General features: G+C 26.6%; 23 protein-coding genes and 1 pseudogene. 3 read left to right on the plus strand and 21 right to left on the minus strand.

Annotated features, from left to right (window positions below; translation table 11 throughout):
* From AJ939_RS05920 to AJ939_RS05975, 14 genes are all read right to left on the minus strand, one after another.
* Nucleotides 1-728 (minus strand): DNA-methyltransferase (locus AJ939_RS05920; RefSeq protein ID WP_070283397.1); only part of this gene is annotated, 728 nt, incomplete at its 3' end.
* 1 nt (nt 729) lies between these two features.
* Nucleotides 730-987: a hypothetical protein gene (locus AJ939_RS11150; protein ID WP_070276327.1), complete on the minus strand. Its 258-nt coding sequence runs from the start codon at nt 985-987 to the stop codon at nt 730-732.
* The gene (locus tag AJ939_RS05930) at nt 968-1,663 is read right to left on the minus strand and encodes a hypothetical protein (RefSeq protein ID WP_070276329.1); all 696 of its coding nucleotides are present in this window, start codon (nt 1,661-1,663) and stop codon (nt 968-970) included. Before AJ939_RS05930 ends, AJ939_RS11150 begins: the two co-directional genes overlap by 20 nt.
* Entirely contained in the window at nt 1,663-2,397 is a 735-nt protein-coding gene (locus tag AJ939_RS05935) for a hypothetical protein (RefSeq protein ID WP_070276331.1), read from the minus strand. Before AJ939_RS05935 ends, AJ939_RS05930 begins: the two co-directional genes overlap by 1 nt.
* A 3-nt stretch (nt 2,398-2,400) precedes the next feature.
* The gene (locus AJ939_RS05940; RefSeq protein ID WP_070276333.1) at nt 2,401-3,069 is read right to left on the minus strand and encodes an antirepressor; all 669 of its coding nucleotides are present in this window, start codon (nt 3,067-3,069) and stop codon (nt 2,401-2,403) included.
* Between the two features lie 42 nt (nt 3,070-3,111).
* Nucleotides 3,112-3,234, minus strand: coding sequence for a hypothetical protein (locus AJ939_RS11155; RefSeq protein WP_261666734.1), 123 nt, complete (start codon nt 3,232-3,234; stop codon nt 3,112-3,114).
* On the minus strand, nt 3,227-3,388 hold the full coding sequence (locus tag AJ939_RS10905; RefSeq protein WP_002783965.1) for a hypothetical protein: 162 nt from the start codon (nt 3,386-3,388) through the stop codon (nt 3,227-3,229). Before AJ939_RS10905 ends, AJ939_RS11155 begins: the two co-directional genes overlap by 8 nt.
* 188 nt (nt 3,389-3,576) lie before the next feature.
* Entirely contained in the window at nt 3,577-3,801 is a 225-nt protein-coding gene (locus AJ939_RS05945) for a helix-turn-helix domain-containing protein (protein WP_052795878.1), read from the minus strand.
* A gap of 1 nt (nt 3,802) precedes the next feature.
* Nucleotides 3,803-4,018, minus strand: a complete 216-nt coding sequence (locus AJ939_RS05950; protein WP_002783970.1) for a hypothetical protein — start codon at nt 4,016-4,018, stop codon at nt 3,803-3,805.
* 48 nt (nt 4,019-4,066) lie between these two features.
* Complete coding sequence (locus AJ939_RS05955; RefSeq protein WP_070276335.1) at nt 4,067-4,921, minus strand: lambda-exonuclease family protein; 855 nt, start codon at nt 4,919-4,921, stop codon at nt 4,067-4,069.
* 1 nt (nt 4,922) lies between these two features.
* On the minus strand, nt 4,923-5,150 hold the full coding sequence (locus AJ939_RS05960; RefSeq protein WP_070276337.1) for a helix-turn-helix domain-containing protein: 228 nt from the start codon (nt 5,148-5,150) through the stop codon (nt 4,923-4,925).
* Nucleotides 5,141-5,398, minus strand: a complete 258-nt coding sequence (locus tag AJ939_RS05965; protein ID WP_052796436.1) for a hypothetical protein — start codon at nt 5,396-5,398, stop codon at nt 5,141-5,143. The genes AJ939_RS05960 and AJ939_RS05965 overlap by 10 nt, the downstream gene beginning before the upstream one ends.
* Nucleotides 5,389-5,658, minus strand: coding sequence for a hypothetical protein (locus tag AJ939_RS05970; protein ID WP_002783984.1), 270 nt, complete (start codon nt 5,656-5,658; stop codon nt 5,389-5,391). Before AJ939_RS05970 ends, AJ939_RS05965 begins: the two co-directional genes overlap by 10 nt.
* 793 nt (nt 5,659-6,451) lie before the next feature.
* Nucleotides 6,452-6,724, minus strand: coding sequence for a hypothetical protein (locus tag AJ939_RS05975; RefSeq protein WP_070276339.1), 273 nt, complete (start codon nt 6,722-6,724; stop codon nt 6,452-6,454).
* A gap of 50 nt (nt 6,725-6,774) precedes the next feature.
* Between AJ939_RS05975 and AJ939_RS10910 the strand changes: the two genes are divergently transcribed.
* Nucleotides 6,775-6,924, plus strand: coding sequence for a hypothetical protein (locus AJ939_RS10910; RefSeq protein WP_002810114.1), 150 nt, complete (start codon nt 6,775-6,777; stop codon nt 6,922-6,924).
* On the opposite strand, the gene AJ939_RS05980 is transcribed toward AJ939_RS10910, so the two are convergent.
* Nucleotides 6,905-7,096 carry a hypothetical protein gene (locus AJ939_RS05980; RefSeq protein ID WP_070276341.1) on the minus strand — a complete coding sequence of 64 codons (192 nt, stop codon included), beginning with the start codon at nt 7,094-7,096 and terminating at the stop codon, nt 6,905-6,907. The two genes, AJ939_RS10910 and AJ939_RS05980, sit on opposite strands and share 20 nt — an antisense overlap.
* A 154-nt stretch (nt 7,097-7,250) precedes the next feature.
* Between AJ939_RS05980 and AJ939_RS11160 the strand changes: the two genes are divergently transcribed.
* Together AJ939_RS11160 and AJ939_RS10915 are read left to right on the plus strand one after the other, a co-directional pair.
* Nucleotides 7,251-7,943, plus strand: coding sequence for a hypothetical protein (locus AJ939_RS11160; protein ID WP_250540858.1), 693 nt, complete (start codon nt 7,251-7,253; stop codon nt 7,941-7,943).
* 3 nt (nt 7,944-7,946) lie between these two features.
* Nucleotides 7,947-8,738, plus strand: a complete 792-nt coding sequence (locus tag AJ939_RS10915) for an SEL1-like repeat protein (RefSeq protein WP_070276343.1) — start codon at nt 7,947-7,949, stop codon at nt 8,736-8,738.
* Between the two features lie 11 nt (nt 8,739-8,749).
* Here AJ939_RS10915 and AJ939_RS05995 read toward each other — a convergent pair whose 3' ends face one another.
* From AJ939_RS05995 to AJ939_RS06020, 6 genes and pseudogenes are all read right to left on the minus strand, one after another.
* Nucleotides 8,750-9,025, minus strand: a complete 276-nt coding sequence (locus AJ939_RS05995) for a hypothetical protein (RefSeq protein ID WP_002840259.1) — start codon at nt 9,023-9,025, stop codon at nt 8,750-8,752.
* A complete protein-coding gene (locus AJ939_RS06000; protein ID WP_002840261.1) occupies nt 9,012-9,515 on the minus strand; it encodes a Panacea domain-containing protein in 504 nt (167 codons plus the stop codon). Before AJ939_RS06000 ends, AJ939_RS05995 begins: the two co-directional genes overlap by 14 nt.
* 65 nt (nt 9,516-9,580) lie before the next feature.
* Nucleotides 9,581-10,231 (minus strand): annotated as a pseudogene (locus AJ939_RS06005) (DNA/RNA non-specific endonuclease).
* 16 nt (nt 10,232-10,247) lie between these two features.
* Nucleotides 10,248-10,955, minus strand: coding sequence for a DUF3037 domain-containing protein (locus tag AJ939_RS06010; protein WP_186820435.1), 708 nt, complete (start codon nt 10,953-10,955; stop codon nt 10,248-10,250).
* Complete coding sequence (locus AJ939_RS06015) at nt 10,948-11,736, minus strand: HipA family kinase (protein WP_070276083.1); 789 nt, start codon at nt 11,734-11,736, stop codon at nt 10,948-10,950. Before AJ939_RS06015 ends, AJ939_RS06010 begins: the two co-directional genes overlap by 8 nt.
* Nucleotides 11,733-12,041: helix-turn-helix transcriptional regulator (locus tag AJ939_RS06020; protein WP_148118606.1), on the minus strand; the 309-nt coding region annotated here is incomplete at its 5' end. The genes AJ939_RS06015 and AJ939_RS06020, both read right to left, overlap by 4 nt.

The raw sequence follows: 12,041 nt of genomic DNA on the forward strand, positions 1-12,041 counted from the left end.
TGTTTAAACATAATTTCATTAGCACTTTTAAAAAAGTCTTTTTTAATCTCAAAGCCATAAGCTTTGCGGTTTAAATTTGTAGCTGCTAAAAGTGTGCTACCACTTCCAGCACATGGATCAATTACTACATCATTTACATCTGTAAAAATACTAATTAATCTTTCTAAAAGTTTTATAGGCTTTTGTGTGGGATGTACTTTAGGAATACCTTCATCTTTTTGCCAATCCATGCAGTTATAAATCATCTTTCCATCATTGTTAAATTTTGGAAGTTTTTCACGATATAAGATTAAAGCATATTCACAATTTCCAACTATTTTCATATTTGCTTTTAAAACTTGAGATGAGCTTTGTTTTCTAAAAACCAAATTTATATAATGATTAAAGCCATATTTTTTAGCTACTTCAATTAACATTGTTTGTTGTTCAAAAGAGCAAAAAACAATCATGCAAGGACTTTTACCGCATTCTTTAGGTTCTTTTATAAGCATTTTAGAGCAAAAGTGCATAAATTCGCTAACTCTAAAATCATTATCTGTGTCAAAAAATGCCTTGTTTGCTTTTTTGCTTTCTCCATTTTTATTATCCCCATTTATATACCATTCAGGAGATGAAGCATAAGCATTGTTGCCTAAATTATAAGGAATATCAGCTATTACAAGCTGTGCTTTTGGTATATTATATCTTTTAAAATTTTGAAAATGGTCGTTATATAAATTTGGTTTCATTCTAACTCCTTAAAAATTTTTCAACATCTTCAAAAGCTTTAACAATAAGCTTTTTTTCATTAAAAAAGTTTTTCCTATGAGGCTTACTTTTATAAATTAGAAAAGCTTTTTCAAGATCTTCTTTTCTTATATGGTTTTTCCCATTTATTTTTTCAATTGCAAACCCATTGCTTCTTAAAAAATGACAAAAACAACTTCTCCTCTCGCTAAATGGTATGATTTTTACAATTTCAAGATAATTAGAACGGCAAAATTTCATCATCATCTCCTATTTCGATATATTTTTCATTGTTAAGATTTTTTACTTCATTTCCATAAGGATTATAGCTTTGATTTTCTTTTGGAATAAATGATTTGTTATTGTCGTTATTTAAAGATTTATGCCTTGCTTTAAAAGATTTTATAGATAAAGGCTCTTTATTATTTTGAAACTCATCCATGTTTTGCATTTTTTCATTAAAAATTTTATCAAGAAAGATTTTGTTAGCAAGCTCTCCATTTTTACTTAAATATTCTTCTGTTCCAAAACCTAAAACTAAAAGTTTATTAACTAAAGAATTTAGATAAATAACTTCAGTCTGCACTCCAAAAACATTCTCATTTCCCTTTTCGCTAAAATCAAGTTCATCAATTCCAAAGAATTTCATAATAGCGTTTAATTGTCTAAATCCTAAATAATTTTCTTTTTCTCCATTTTTATTGATATAGCTAAAATCGTTATTTTTAGCTACAAAAAGATTAAAAATAGCTAGTTTTTGCTCTTTTCTGGTTAAAAATTCAAAACAAATAAAAGTATTATTGCTTCCATCGCTTGCTATCTTTTCATATAAAAAGGCTTTGCGGAAAACTCCGCTATAAAGCCCACCTTCATTTAAATACTCTACGCTTGGGGCATAATTTGCCACTTCAAAACTTGCCTTAAATGCTGGTAACATTATAATTCTCCTTTTAATTGTGTTAAAAATTCATCTTTATTACTTAGAACTTCTTGTATTTTTTCACTTGTAAATAAAGAATGTTTTTTTATAAAATTGTTTTGCTCTTGGGTGTTTAAACCATTATCACTCATAAATTTTCTAAGTTGTGCACCTAAAGCTTTTATCTCTTTTGCTTTATTTTCTATAGCTTTTTCATCACTACCCCAAACTTTTAAATCTTCATTTGGATTTAAAAATCGCTTTTCTTTTATCGTTTCTAATTCACTCTCATCAAGCATTCCAAGTCCGCAAATACTTAAGGTTACACGCCTTTTTGCTTTTGTGATAGCTTTCATTATTGCGTTCGCTAAATTATCGCCACCTAAATTTTTAATATTTAAAGCACCTGTATCGCAATCAGTTCTTCCATCTGGTGTTGCTGCGTAGGCTGTAACCATATAGATATCGCCAACTTGTGCCACTTCTGTTTTTGTAATACTTACTTTTCTTATTTGTCTTAGTTGATCTGTTGCTGATTTGTTTGCGTATAAAGTAAGTTTGCTATTTAATACTATGTATTCAAAAGGCTTTGTAAGCATGTTTAAGCCTAAACTTTCACAAAGATTTTTAACATAACTCGCTCGTTCTACATCACTAAGCTTTGATAAATCACCTTTTACCAAAGCCAACTCATAAGGATTAAAATTTATTTCTAATTTATTTTCTTCTTTTAATACAACTTCATTACTCATTTTTCATCTCCTTAATATTTTTTTCCATTTTTCTTCGTATTCTTCATAATTTTGCCAATAATCAAGAGTTTGTTTTAGCTTCTTAACAACAGCATCCCAAGTTGTTATTCTTGTACTTTCTAATGCTATTTTTTCAGCTAAAAATTCAAATTCCCATTCTTTAAAGCAAAGCATATTATAATCCTTAGCTAGTATTTTTCTAAGCTCTAGTAATTCTTCCTTGCTAAGCTTTCTTTTAAAGCTTAACTCGTTTTTCTTTTCTAAGTCGTATTGAAGAGCTTTGATTTTATTTTCATATTTCTCCTTTTGTTGTTTAAGTTGAGACTTGTAACCTATTTTTTGATGATGATTTAAAGAATTAAGCCTTAGATTTTCATCGCTTAGGGTTTTAAATCTAGCCTGTGTTTGCTCTCTTAAAAGCTTAGCTACTTTTTTGCGGTATTCTTTAGCTTTAGGGCTTTTAATAAAGAAGCCTAGCATATAAACACCTTCTAAGGTCCATTTGATTACTCTTTGTCTTCCGCCTTTGGTTTGCTCATAATCGTAGAAATAGTGTATATTTTCTATGAGCTCATCAGTGTTTCTTAGAAAATGTTTTGCGATTGAATTTTTGGTAACTTCATAAAATGAAGCAACTTGTATCGAGGTATTATTTTGTATTTGTGATAGCATATTAACCCTTTCATTTTATGCTTTGAAAGGGTTGTTTTGATTTTAGTGTTTACTCTCTTTCGTTTTGTCTTTTAGAGACTTATTTTGCTTATAAAATAGATAGCAAGTATAAGCAAAGAGTATAATGCTTACTCCTGCGATAATGTTTAAACCTATCTCATTCATCTTTTTGCCTCCTTTGCATAAGAATACATATAGCCATAATCCCAACGCTAAAAGCAGTTATGATAAAGCTTTGCGGTTTAAAGTCAAAATTCATTAATGCGAAACTCCCATTAACAAATAAGCCAAGTCCTATATTTTTAATTAATTCCAACATAGCTAAATTCTAACACAAAAATCTTAAACAACCCTAATTCAAAGAACATAAATTACTAATTTTAGTAATTATACAAGAATTATATACTATTTTTAGAAAATAGTCAAGTAAATAAAACTAATTTTAGTAAAATAATTTAAATAAATTCTAAAATTAGTATTTAAAGGTATGGACAAATTGTCTATACCTTATAACTCACTTGCTATTTTATGGGCTTTTTTAAAAATCTCTAATTTTTCCTTTAAAGTCTTATTTTCAATCAAAAGATTTAAAGCAAGTTCTGCCATTTTTGGAATTTTTGTAGTAGCCCAACCTGATATAGTCGTTTGTGGCACCCCCAAAATCTCGCTTAACTCCTTTTGCGTGATGTTTAACTCTTTGCAAACCTCCTTAACAATGTTTTCTTTCTCCATTTTATTCCTTTTCATCTGTAATAAATCTAAACTCTGCTTTTTTATGCTCTTTTAAGCTTTGCAATATATTTCCTAGTTTAGAAAGTGGAGCTTCATCATAAGAATTATAAAAAGCATTATTGCAAAGTGGGCATACAATGACAGTTTTACCTATATCTAAAGTGATTTTAGTTTTACATTGTTTGCAGGTGATTTCTAAACTTTTTAAATTTAACATTTTAACCTTTCCTTTGTTTTTATAATTTTATCAAAAAGTGCTTTATTTTTATGCTCCTTTTTTGATTTTTAAACACATTGAAATACTTTCTTTATAAAACTCTTTAGGCACAGTAATATTTTTTTGCTCTAAAAAGCCCTTATAATCAATTGTAGTTCTACTTTGCGGATAAATTGTAATATCCAAACATCTTGCTTTTTCTCCATTTGCTAAGGCTATGAGTTCTTTTTTAAGACTTTCTAGCTTTTCTTTAATAGGTTTAATCGTGTTTTCAAGCCTTATGATTTCAATCGTTAGATTTTTTGCTTTAGTATCTTCAAGCTCTTTATATTCACTTTTTTGATCTATGATATAATCTAATATAAATTGCTTTATATTTTTAACTAACCATTTTTGATAAGCTTCATCTTTTAAAACTTCGCACTCTACAATCTCTTCTTCTTTATTCATGGCTACAAAAATGCATTTTTCTTTACCACTGATATAGAGCCCAAATTGCACTTGGGCGTAGTATTTATCACTTGGTTTTTTATTTTTTTTGACAAAATCGTATTCATCTTGCGAGTATTTAAACTCATAAATAACTCCGTTTTCATCCATTCCATCTAAACTTGCTATAAACATTTCATTTTCTAAACTTTGTAAAACTATAGGAGTGATACTCACAGAATGTAAAAACTCAACTCTAGCTCTAATCAAAGCTTCATAGTTATTGCCTTTTTTCATAGCTTCATTTTGATAAACTTCTTTAAGTCCCAAGATGATATCTTTTGCTTCTTCTTTGGAATTAAAAGCACCTTTGATACCTACGCAAGATGCTACCATCGATGCACCTATTTTTCCTTTTCTAAAATTTAACCATTCATGGCTACCTTGTTCTAAGTCAATTATTCTGCAATTCATTTTATCCTGCCTTTTTTATTTTTGGAGTGCTTTTTAAAATATAAAAAGTATTTCTCGTTTCTTTGTTTCTAACTGTTTCTATTTTATAACCTTTGATTCTAAGATTATAAATATAAGCACCAAGTCTTGTAGTGATTCTTTTATCAATACAATAAAAATTATATACAGTTCCATTTTTTAATAATAGTCCTAAAACTATTTTTTCTTGTTTTTTGGATGTTATTTGCATTCCTTCTCCTTTAATCTTTTTACTTCTTTAATAGCTTTATCATCATTTTTAAAAACGCCTATAAGCCCTAAAGCATCAAGTATTTTTATACGAAAATTACTAAGTTTTACATTGATTTTAATTTCTTCTTCTAGCTTCAATGAAATTTCATTTATAGCAGTATCTTTTAATGCTATTACACCTTTTAACCTTTGAATTTCTTTTTCTAAATATCTTATTTTTTCATTTTTTTTACTATTTAAGAACATAGTTTCGACCTTTCTTTTGCATAAAGAAGCTCATAAATTTTATTTTGCAAAGAGCTAATTTCTTTTATATTTTTCATATTTGCTTCTATTTGATCTTTTAACTCTTTTAAAAGTTCTATTTTTTCATTTTCAAGATTAGAAATTTCAGTTTTTAAAGATTTATTTTCATCTTTTAAAGACTTGTTTAGCTTCATTTCTTTTCTATATTCATCTTTACTTAGTTTTATAATGACTTGTTCTTTTGTGTGATAAGCTTTCATTTTTTCTCCTTTTAGATTAATGCTTAAAAGGGACAACTGAGTTCTTTAGAATAGGAAATAAAACAAAAAGGCAAATTCTCAAGTAGTAAAGTTGCCCCATTTAAGCATTAAAGGAGCTTAAGAAAAGCCAAGAGCCTTGCTCTCTTGGCGTGAGTATTGTTTAAGTATAGGCTAAGCAAGGCTATTCTATAATTTTAGTGTTAAGGTTATTGCTGGTTGATTATTTCAATCAGCTCTTTTACTATTTTTAATAGCAAGAAAATAATATTTAAAATCTTTTCTATCATTAAAAATAGCTCCTTTCCCACCAAGAGAAATTAGCCACTTAAACAATGTTATTTTATCAAATTTATTTTTATTTTTGATAAAGCCGAGTAAATCCGCAAGTCTCGGCATTGTATAATCGTTTAAGTTTATGCTAAGCGGATTTGGTTAGAATTTGTCTGTGTTAAAAAATATTAGAGTTTTATAAGCTCTCTAATTAGCTCTAAGATTAAGATTAAAATTGTTAAGATTTTATCCCACATTTTAGAGCCTCCTTTCTCAACACCGAGACAAGTTAGCAACTTAAACTTTATGATTATACTTTCTTTTTCTTAAACTCTTGATTTTCTGTCGTTTTTAAAGTGCAAGAAAACCTTAAAAATAGCACTATAAACAATAATAACGAGCCAAGTTTATGGATAACTTGCTAACCCTTCCGCTATACAGAACTATCAACGCGATAGTAAAGCTTAATTTTCAAGCGGTCAAAAGCTTAAGAAAGCCCTTTTTTAAAGGACTTGTTAAACTTTTAAAAAAGCTTTTTGCAGTGTTTTTCGAATTTTCTAACTCTCTCTAAAAGTTCATAAGCATTTCTCATAAATTCATCTCCATAAGCTTGTAAAGATATAGATATTTCTTCATCATCTTCTAAGCTTATTTCTAAAGAGTTTTTAAAATCTTGCAAGTTTGCAAATATATTTTCTAAATTCTCTTTTCTTTCAAACTCATTTGTAATTAATTCTTTTGTTTGGTTATAAATTCTTTTTTCTTCTCTATCAAAATAAAAATCTGTAAAACTCATTTTTTATCCTTTTTTAGTTATAATCACTTTCACTCTAGGAAGGTGATGTAATGGACGAAATACAAAGCTTAAAAGCTCAACTTAATAATCTTCTTTTAAGAGTTAGCGAACTAGAAAGTAAAGTCGCAACCCTTGAAAAAAGACTAAATGACAAAGATTTTCAAGTTTTAAATGAAACTCCTAATCTTTTAGAGAAATAACAAATCCTTTGTTTTCAAACGCTTCTTTGGTGACTATGTTTTTAACTGCATTATCAAGAACATCAGCTAAAAACTCTTCCAAAGAAGCGTAACTTTTTGAATAATTTCTTTCAAAAGCTATTTCTAGCATTTTTTTTAAATCAGGTCTTAAATCTAATTTAATCTCTAACATTTTTTCTCCTTTTTGTTTTGTTGATAAAAGTATATAATAAAGAAACTTAATTAAAATTTAATTTAGTATATTAATTAGAAACTTTTTTAAAAAATATTTGTGATATAATTTTTAAGAATAAATAAAAACAAAAATAATAATGAAAGCTAGGATTATGAATTCAATTATAAAATTTTTTTTAGCGATACTGTGTATTGGATGTGTCAATTATCTTTTAATATATTATAGCGATGGATATTTTAATTCATCATATAAAGAAACTATACTTTTTATAGATGTAATTTTTACTTGGGCATTTTGCTTTATTTTTATTTATGCAATATTTTATACAATTAAAAAAATTTATTACGGAAATGATAAATGTAAAAACTTTATTTTTGATTCTGCTATTGCTATAATAGTAATAACAGTAATAACTAAAATTTTATTAATTTCATTTTTAAGAAGCTTAAATTTATACGGTATTGATGTGATTTTAGTAATGATAGGTATTGCTGTGGGAATATATGCTTATGTATTTGCTTTGACTGTGTTATTAAGATTGACATTTAAAGGAATTGAAGTTAATTATCCCGTAAGCAATAGCTCTGTAATAAGACTTTTAAAAGTTTTGCATATAGCTTGTTTAGTTGCTGATTTGACAATTATTGGAGCTTTTTTTGGAATCCCTATATTTTTAGCATTGTGGATTTTTCAGTATATTTTTGCAAATGAAAAAAATCCTTTTTTTGTATTTAGAAAATACAATCCTAAGCCATATCAAGAAGAAGATATTATAGATGTTGAAGTTGAAGATGAAAAACCAAAAAAATCCTTAAAAACATTTTTAGAAAATTGGAAGGATTAAAATTTGAGAATAATACTAGCTTTATTTATATATATTTACGCCTTTGGGACTGATGTATGCAAAATGATAGATTTTAAAGAATTTGAATACTTAAACAAATACTTATCTAATTTTGATGATAATACTGAAAATAATAAATTATTAGATAAAGCATTTTTAGAATGCAAAATTCAAAATAATAAAAAAGTTACAAAAATAAATAAAAGTGCTTGTTTGTATATTTATAAAAATTTTGTATCAAATCAAAGATGGGATACGTTGAAAAGCTTGCCTGATGTTATTTTAGCATTAATATTTACACAGACTATTTTAATGGATGAAGATAATAAAAATGATAAAGAAGTAGCTGTTGTGATGAGTAGCAAGCTCAGTGAATTAATTCGTGAGCTTTTAGATTTTGGATTAAAAAGAGCTAAAAATAAAGACGCTATAGATAATCTTAAGCTTTTAGAATTTTTAGCAGAAACAAATAATTTAACTTTTAAAAAAATAAAACTTTGTCCTTTATACAATGATGGAAAATTACAATCTGATAAAATAGATATGCCTTGTGCTTGTAAAGCAAGCTTGGTTGATTTAATACAAAATAATAGATTTCAAGAATCATTTTTTAAAGCAAAACTTTTATGTGATAAATACAAAGATAGCGTGAGTTGTGGAGTTGTTGGTGGGCTTTATGAGAATGGAAAAGGTGTAAGGATAAATTTTAAACAAGCAAAAAAATATTATGGTTTAGCTTGTGATGGTGGTTATCAACTTGGTTGCGATGGATATAAAAGGTTGATGGGGTATTGAGAGGTTAAGATTTATGAATTTATCCAGTCTATATTAATTATTTCAAGATTTTCTTTTTTATAAACAATTTTCAAATAATTCGTCTTTACACAAAAAATCCCTGGAGGATATTCGTTTTCACGTTCTAATATTATTTTATTTTGTTGTTTTATCCCGTAAAAAATACCAGTACAGGGTTTTAAAAAATTATCCTTATGAGTATTAAAAAAATTGTGAATTTTTATTTCACAATCTTCACTTATATTAAAATGCTTACATAAATCATAAGCATTTTCAATGCAAGCCATTTATATCTTCTTTCGTAGCTGGTATAATATCTTGTAAAAATACGCTTTCAATAGGCATAGTATCGCCGTTTTTTGTTTTTTCCCAGCATTCATCATGAGACATTTCTGAAAGCTCTTTTGCTGTTTTTAAGGCGAATTTATTGATAGTTTCGTCTAAAATACTTATTTCTTTTGCAGTAAAATCATCTAAATTAGGCTCTTTTAAACACAAGAAAGATTGTTGTTGATATTCGCCTTTATTTACTTTTATGCTTTTGATAAACTCATTTTTTTCTAAACTAGTTAAAATGTTTTCTAATTTTTTAACTACCGGTCCTTGTGGATTTTTTATATAAGATGTTTGAGTTAGAGATGCGTAATTTTTATACATAAAGGCTCTGTCTGCAAACCATAAAATTTTATTTAATTTTACTTTTCCAAGATCAGCTGGAGCATAGTTCGTTTGAAAGTAATTTATGATATAAATAATTATATTTTCTATTTTTTTCATCTTATACTCCTTTCTAAAATTTATAAAAGCATAATATACTTAAACTAAAAAATCGTTTAAGATTGTCAACTTCCGGTTAAAATATCACAATTAACCTTATAATTTTTTACACCCTCGTCATCCACTTCATGGTTTGGCACTTGATAACATTCTTTAAAATTCTTGCCTTTTAAAATCTTAGTGTAAGAGCTTGGAATGGCAATTTGATTTCTTATTCTTTATGGATTATTATCATAATTAACCAAATTTAAAACTTCTAAACTTCCAAGCTTTGAAGCTACTTGTCTTTCTCTTTTTTCAATCTTGTTCCAAACCCTTTGATTGATTTGTGGATTTTGTGGAGTAATATTACTCATTAAGAATGTGCTTCTTTGAGCTTGAGTTGTTTTTCTCATTGAGGCATTAGAAAGAGTGTGTCCTCTATCATAACCACTATTTTTATAATCACTCCAAGTGGTGCGATATTTTTTAGGGATATTTGTATCATCTTCAAATCGTGGGCGTTTTTTAATTTGTTCGCCTTTTAAATTTTCCGCTTCTAATTTATAAGCTACAGCTTTAGTGCCTTTATAATTATAATCATAACAATTTAGATAATAAAACTTATCTAAAACTTGAGAGCAGTTTTGTTTAGTAAAATACTTTGCAAAATCTTCACTCGGTTTATATTGTGTGTAATCAGCAAAAGCTAGAGTTGCTAGCAACGGTAAAAGTATGAGTTTTTCATTTTGTTTAACTTGTTGCTTTAATCATTTCTTTTAAAGTTCTGCTTTGGTTTTCTTCATCATAAAAAGGTTTAAAATAAAAATGCACTTTTTCTAAATTTTCCCTACCTTTTTGAGTTTTTTTACTAAGCGTAAATTCTTCACATTGTAAGAAATATAAAAGCATATCATATTCTAAAGTTTTTGCAAAAGCTTCTTTTATATCATCTATGTTTGCTATATTTCCAAGTCTTGAAAATATTTCGTTTTTAGAATGCTTATTTATAATATGAAAGTTATATTCTCCACGCTCAGATATTAGTTCTAAATCATTTTTAAAATCAGTATCTATTAAATTAATAGCATTATTTTTTATTTCCTCGTATCTTATATTTCTTTCTTTTGATCCAAAATTTTTAAATTTTTCTCCTATTTTTTCATAATATAAAAAATTTTTTGCACTTTCTAAAGTATCATGCAATATAGTATCAAATTCGCTAAATCTAAAATGATTACCATACCAATATTTTTCATTTGTTTCTAATTTTAATCTTTCAATACTATTTTTAATAAAATTGGTATTTAGAAAATGACATTTAGATAATATTTTTAAATGTGTATGGCTAATATAATGTTGTATTTTATTTCCATTCTCATCCCAAAGCCAAAAACCTATATTTATAAATTCTTCACTGGCTGAGTAAGGAAAATATTTTATCATTTTATATTTAAACATTTTCATAACTATATACCGCTTTTTGTCCTTGTCTTTTATATATCATATTGCTTAAAGCTTGTTTTTGTGCTGAAGTCAAGCTTAGCCACTCTAATGGTATAGCGTTTATTATATCTAAAATTTCTTGACAATTTAATTTCTTTTTATTTATTTTGATATGTTTTAAGTGGTCAAGTAATAAATAATTTTTATCGAAAGTATTTTTATCAAAATACTGATTAGAGTTAATCTCATCATCTAAAATAATATTTAATGCCTTTAATATATCAAAAGCTAAACCAAAATCAATCAAAAAAATCTTTTTTAAATCATTGATTAAAATATTTGGATTTTTAAATTCTCTATCACTATTCATTAAAATTCCATCATACAAGCAAGTATAATTTTTAAATTTATTTGTTAATTCTTTTGGATAAATTTTACTTGCATTAAATATATATGAAATTCCTAAATTTAAACCTTTTGAATTTTTGATATTTTCTAATGCTTCTTTGTCTCTTTGAGTTCCATTTTTTAATTTATTATCTGCTAATTTTATAAAATCATCATCTATATTTAATAAAGCTATGCCGGGGATATCTTTAAAATTTAATTCTTGCAAATATAAATAAGAAAAAAGTTCAGCAAATAAGCTTTTTCCAGTTCCGCAAACACTGTTATATTTAGTTTTTAATATAAATTTAGAATTATCCTTAATACTTACTTCTAAAGGACAACTAGCTCCATAATCAGTAACCCTTATAATATTAGATATCTCAAAAATATTTAATTTTACTCTCATCCCACCACTTCTATAAAATTTTTAAAGGTTTCAATCGCCATTTTTGATACTACAGCACCTAAGATCTCGCATTGTTCAAATTCGCTATTATCTACTTTTTTATCCTCGTATTTTTTATTTTCAGAAACTAAAAAAATATAATCTTCAAAAGGTTCTTTTTTAATTTTTTTACAAAATAAATCATCATTTTTTCTAAAAATAACAATATCTGCATTTGAAATAGCCCCAAGTGAATTTTTGCTTCTATCCACAATAATAAAATCTCCATTAGATAAAATAGGTTCCATGCTATCGCCATTAATTTT

Origin of the sequence: Campylobacter sp. BCW_6889 (assembly GCF_001762535.1) — a bacterium.
Classification (GTDB): domain Bacteria; phylum Campylobacterota; class Campylobacteria; order Campylobacterales; family Campylobacteraceae; genus Campylobacter_D; species Campylobacter_D jejuni.

What these genes read in the sequence shown, in the direction of transcription:
- AJ939_RS10905 (WP_002783965.1), bottom strand. Translation starts at nt 3,388, where the DNA reads ATGTTGGAATTAATTAAAAATATAGGACTTGGCTTATTTGTTAATGGG.
- AJ939_RS06000 (WP_002840261.1), bottom strand. Translation starts at nt 9,515, where the DNA reads ATGAAAAAAATAGAAAATATAATTATTTATATCATAAATTACTTTCAA.
- AJ939_RS10910 (WP_002810114.1), top strand. Translation starts at nt 6,775, where the DNA reads ATGGACGAAATACAAAGCTTAAAAGCTCAACTTAATAATCTTCTTTTA.
- AJ939_RS06015 (WP_070276083.1), bottom strand. Translation starts at nt 11,736, where the DNA reads ATGAGAGTAAAATTAAATATTTTTGAGATATCTAATATTATAAGGGTT.
- AJ939_RS05940 (WP_070276333.1), bottom strand. Translation starts at nt 3,069, where the DNA reads ATGCTATCACAAATACAAAATAATACCTCGATACAAGTTGCTTCATTT.
- AJ939_RS05930 (WP_070276329.1), bottom strand. Translation starts at nt 1,663, where the DNA reads ATGTTACCAGCATTTAAGGCAAGTTTTGAAGTGGCAAATTATGCCCCA.
- AJ939_RS05945 (WP_052795878.1), bottom strand. Translation starts at nt 3,801, where the DNA reads ATGGAGAAAGAAAACATTGTTAAGGAGGTTTGCAAAGAGTTAAACATC.
- AJ939_RS05975 (WP_070276339.1), bottom strand. Translation starts at nt 6,724, where the DNA reads ATGAGTTTTACAGATTTTTATTTTGATAGAGAAGAAAAAAGAATTTAT.
- AJ939_RS05980 (WP_070276341.1), bottom strand. Translation starts at nt 7,096, where the DNA reads ATGTTAGAGATTAAATTAGATTTAAGACCTGATTTAAAAAAAATGCTA.
- AJ939_RS05960 (WP_070276337.1), bottom strand. Translation starts at nt 5,150, where the DNA reads ATGCAAATAACATCCAAAAAACAAGAAAAAATAGTTTTAGGACTATTA.
- AJ939_RS11160 (WP_250540858.1), top strand. Translation starts at nt 7,251, where the DNA reads ATGAATTCAATTATAAAATTTTTTTTAGCGATACTGTGTATTGGATGT.
- AJ939_RS05965 (WP_052796436.1), bottom strand. Translation starts at nt 5,398, where the DNA reads ATGTTCTTAAATAGTAAAAAAAATGAAAAAATAAGATATTTAGAAAAA.
- AJ939_RS11155 (WP_261666734.1), bottom strand. Translation starts at nt 3,234, where the DNA reads ATGAATGAGATAGGTTTAAACATTATCGCAGGAGTAAGCATTATACTC.
- AJ939_RS06010 (WP_186820435.1), bottom strand. Translation starts at nt 10,955, where the DNA reads ATGTTTAAATATAAAATGATAAAATATTTTCCTTACTCAGCCAGTGAA.
- AJ939_RS05935 (WP_070276331.1), bottom strand. Translation starts at nt 2,397, where the DNA reads ATGAGTAATGAAGTTGTATTAAAAGAAGAAAATAAATTAGAAATAAAT.
- AJ939_RS05970 (WP_002783984.1), bottom strand. Translation starts at nt 5,658, where the DNA reads ATGAAAGCTTATCACACAAAAGAACAAGTCATTATAAAACTAAGTAAA.
- AJ939_RS05995 (WP_002840259.1), bottom strand. Translation starts at nt 9,025, where the DNA reads ATGGCTTGCATTGAAAATGCTTATGATTTATGTAAGCATTTTAATATA.
- AJ939_RS05950 (WP_002783970.1), bottom strand. Translation starts at nt 4,018, where the DNA reads ATGTTAAATTTAAAAAGTTTAGAAATCACCTGCAAACAATGTAAAACT.
- AJ939_RS11150 (WP_070276327.1), bottom strand. Translation starts at nt 987, where the DNA reads ATGAAATTTTGCCGTTCTAATTATCTTGAAATTGTAAAAATCATACCA.
- AJ939_RS05955 (WP_070276335.1), bottom strand. Translation starts at nt 4,921, where the DNA reads ATGAATTGCAGAATAATTGACTTAGAACAAGGTAGCCATGAATGGTTA.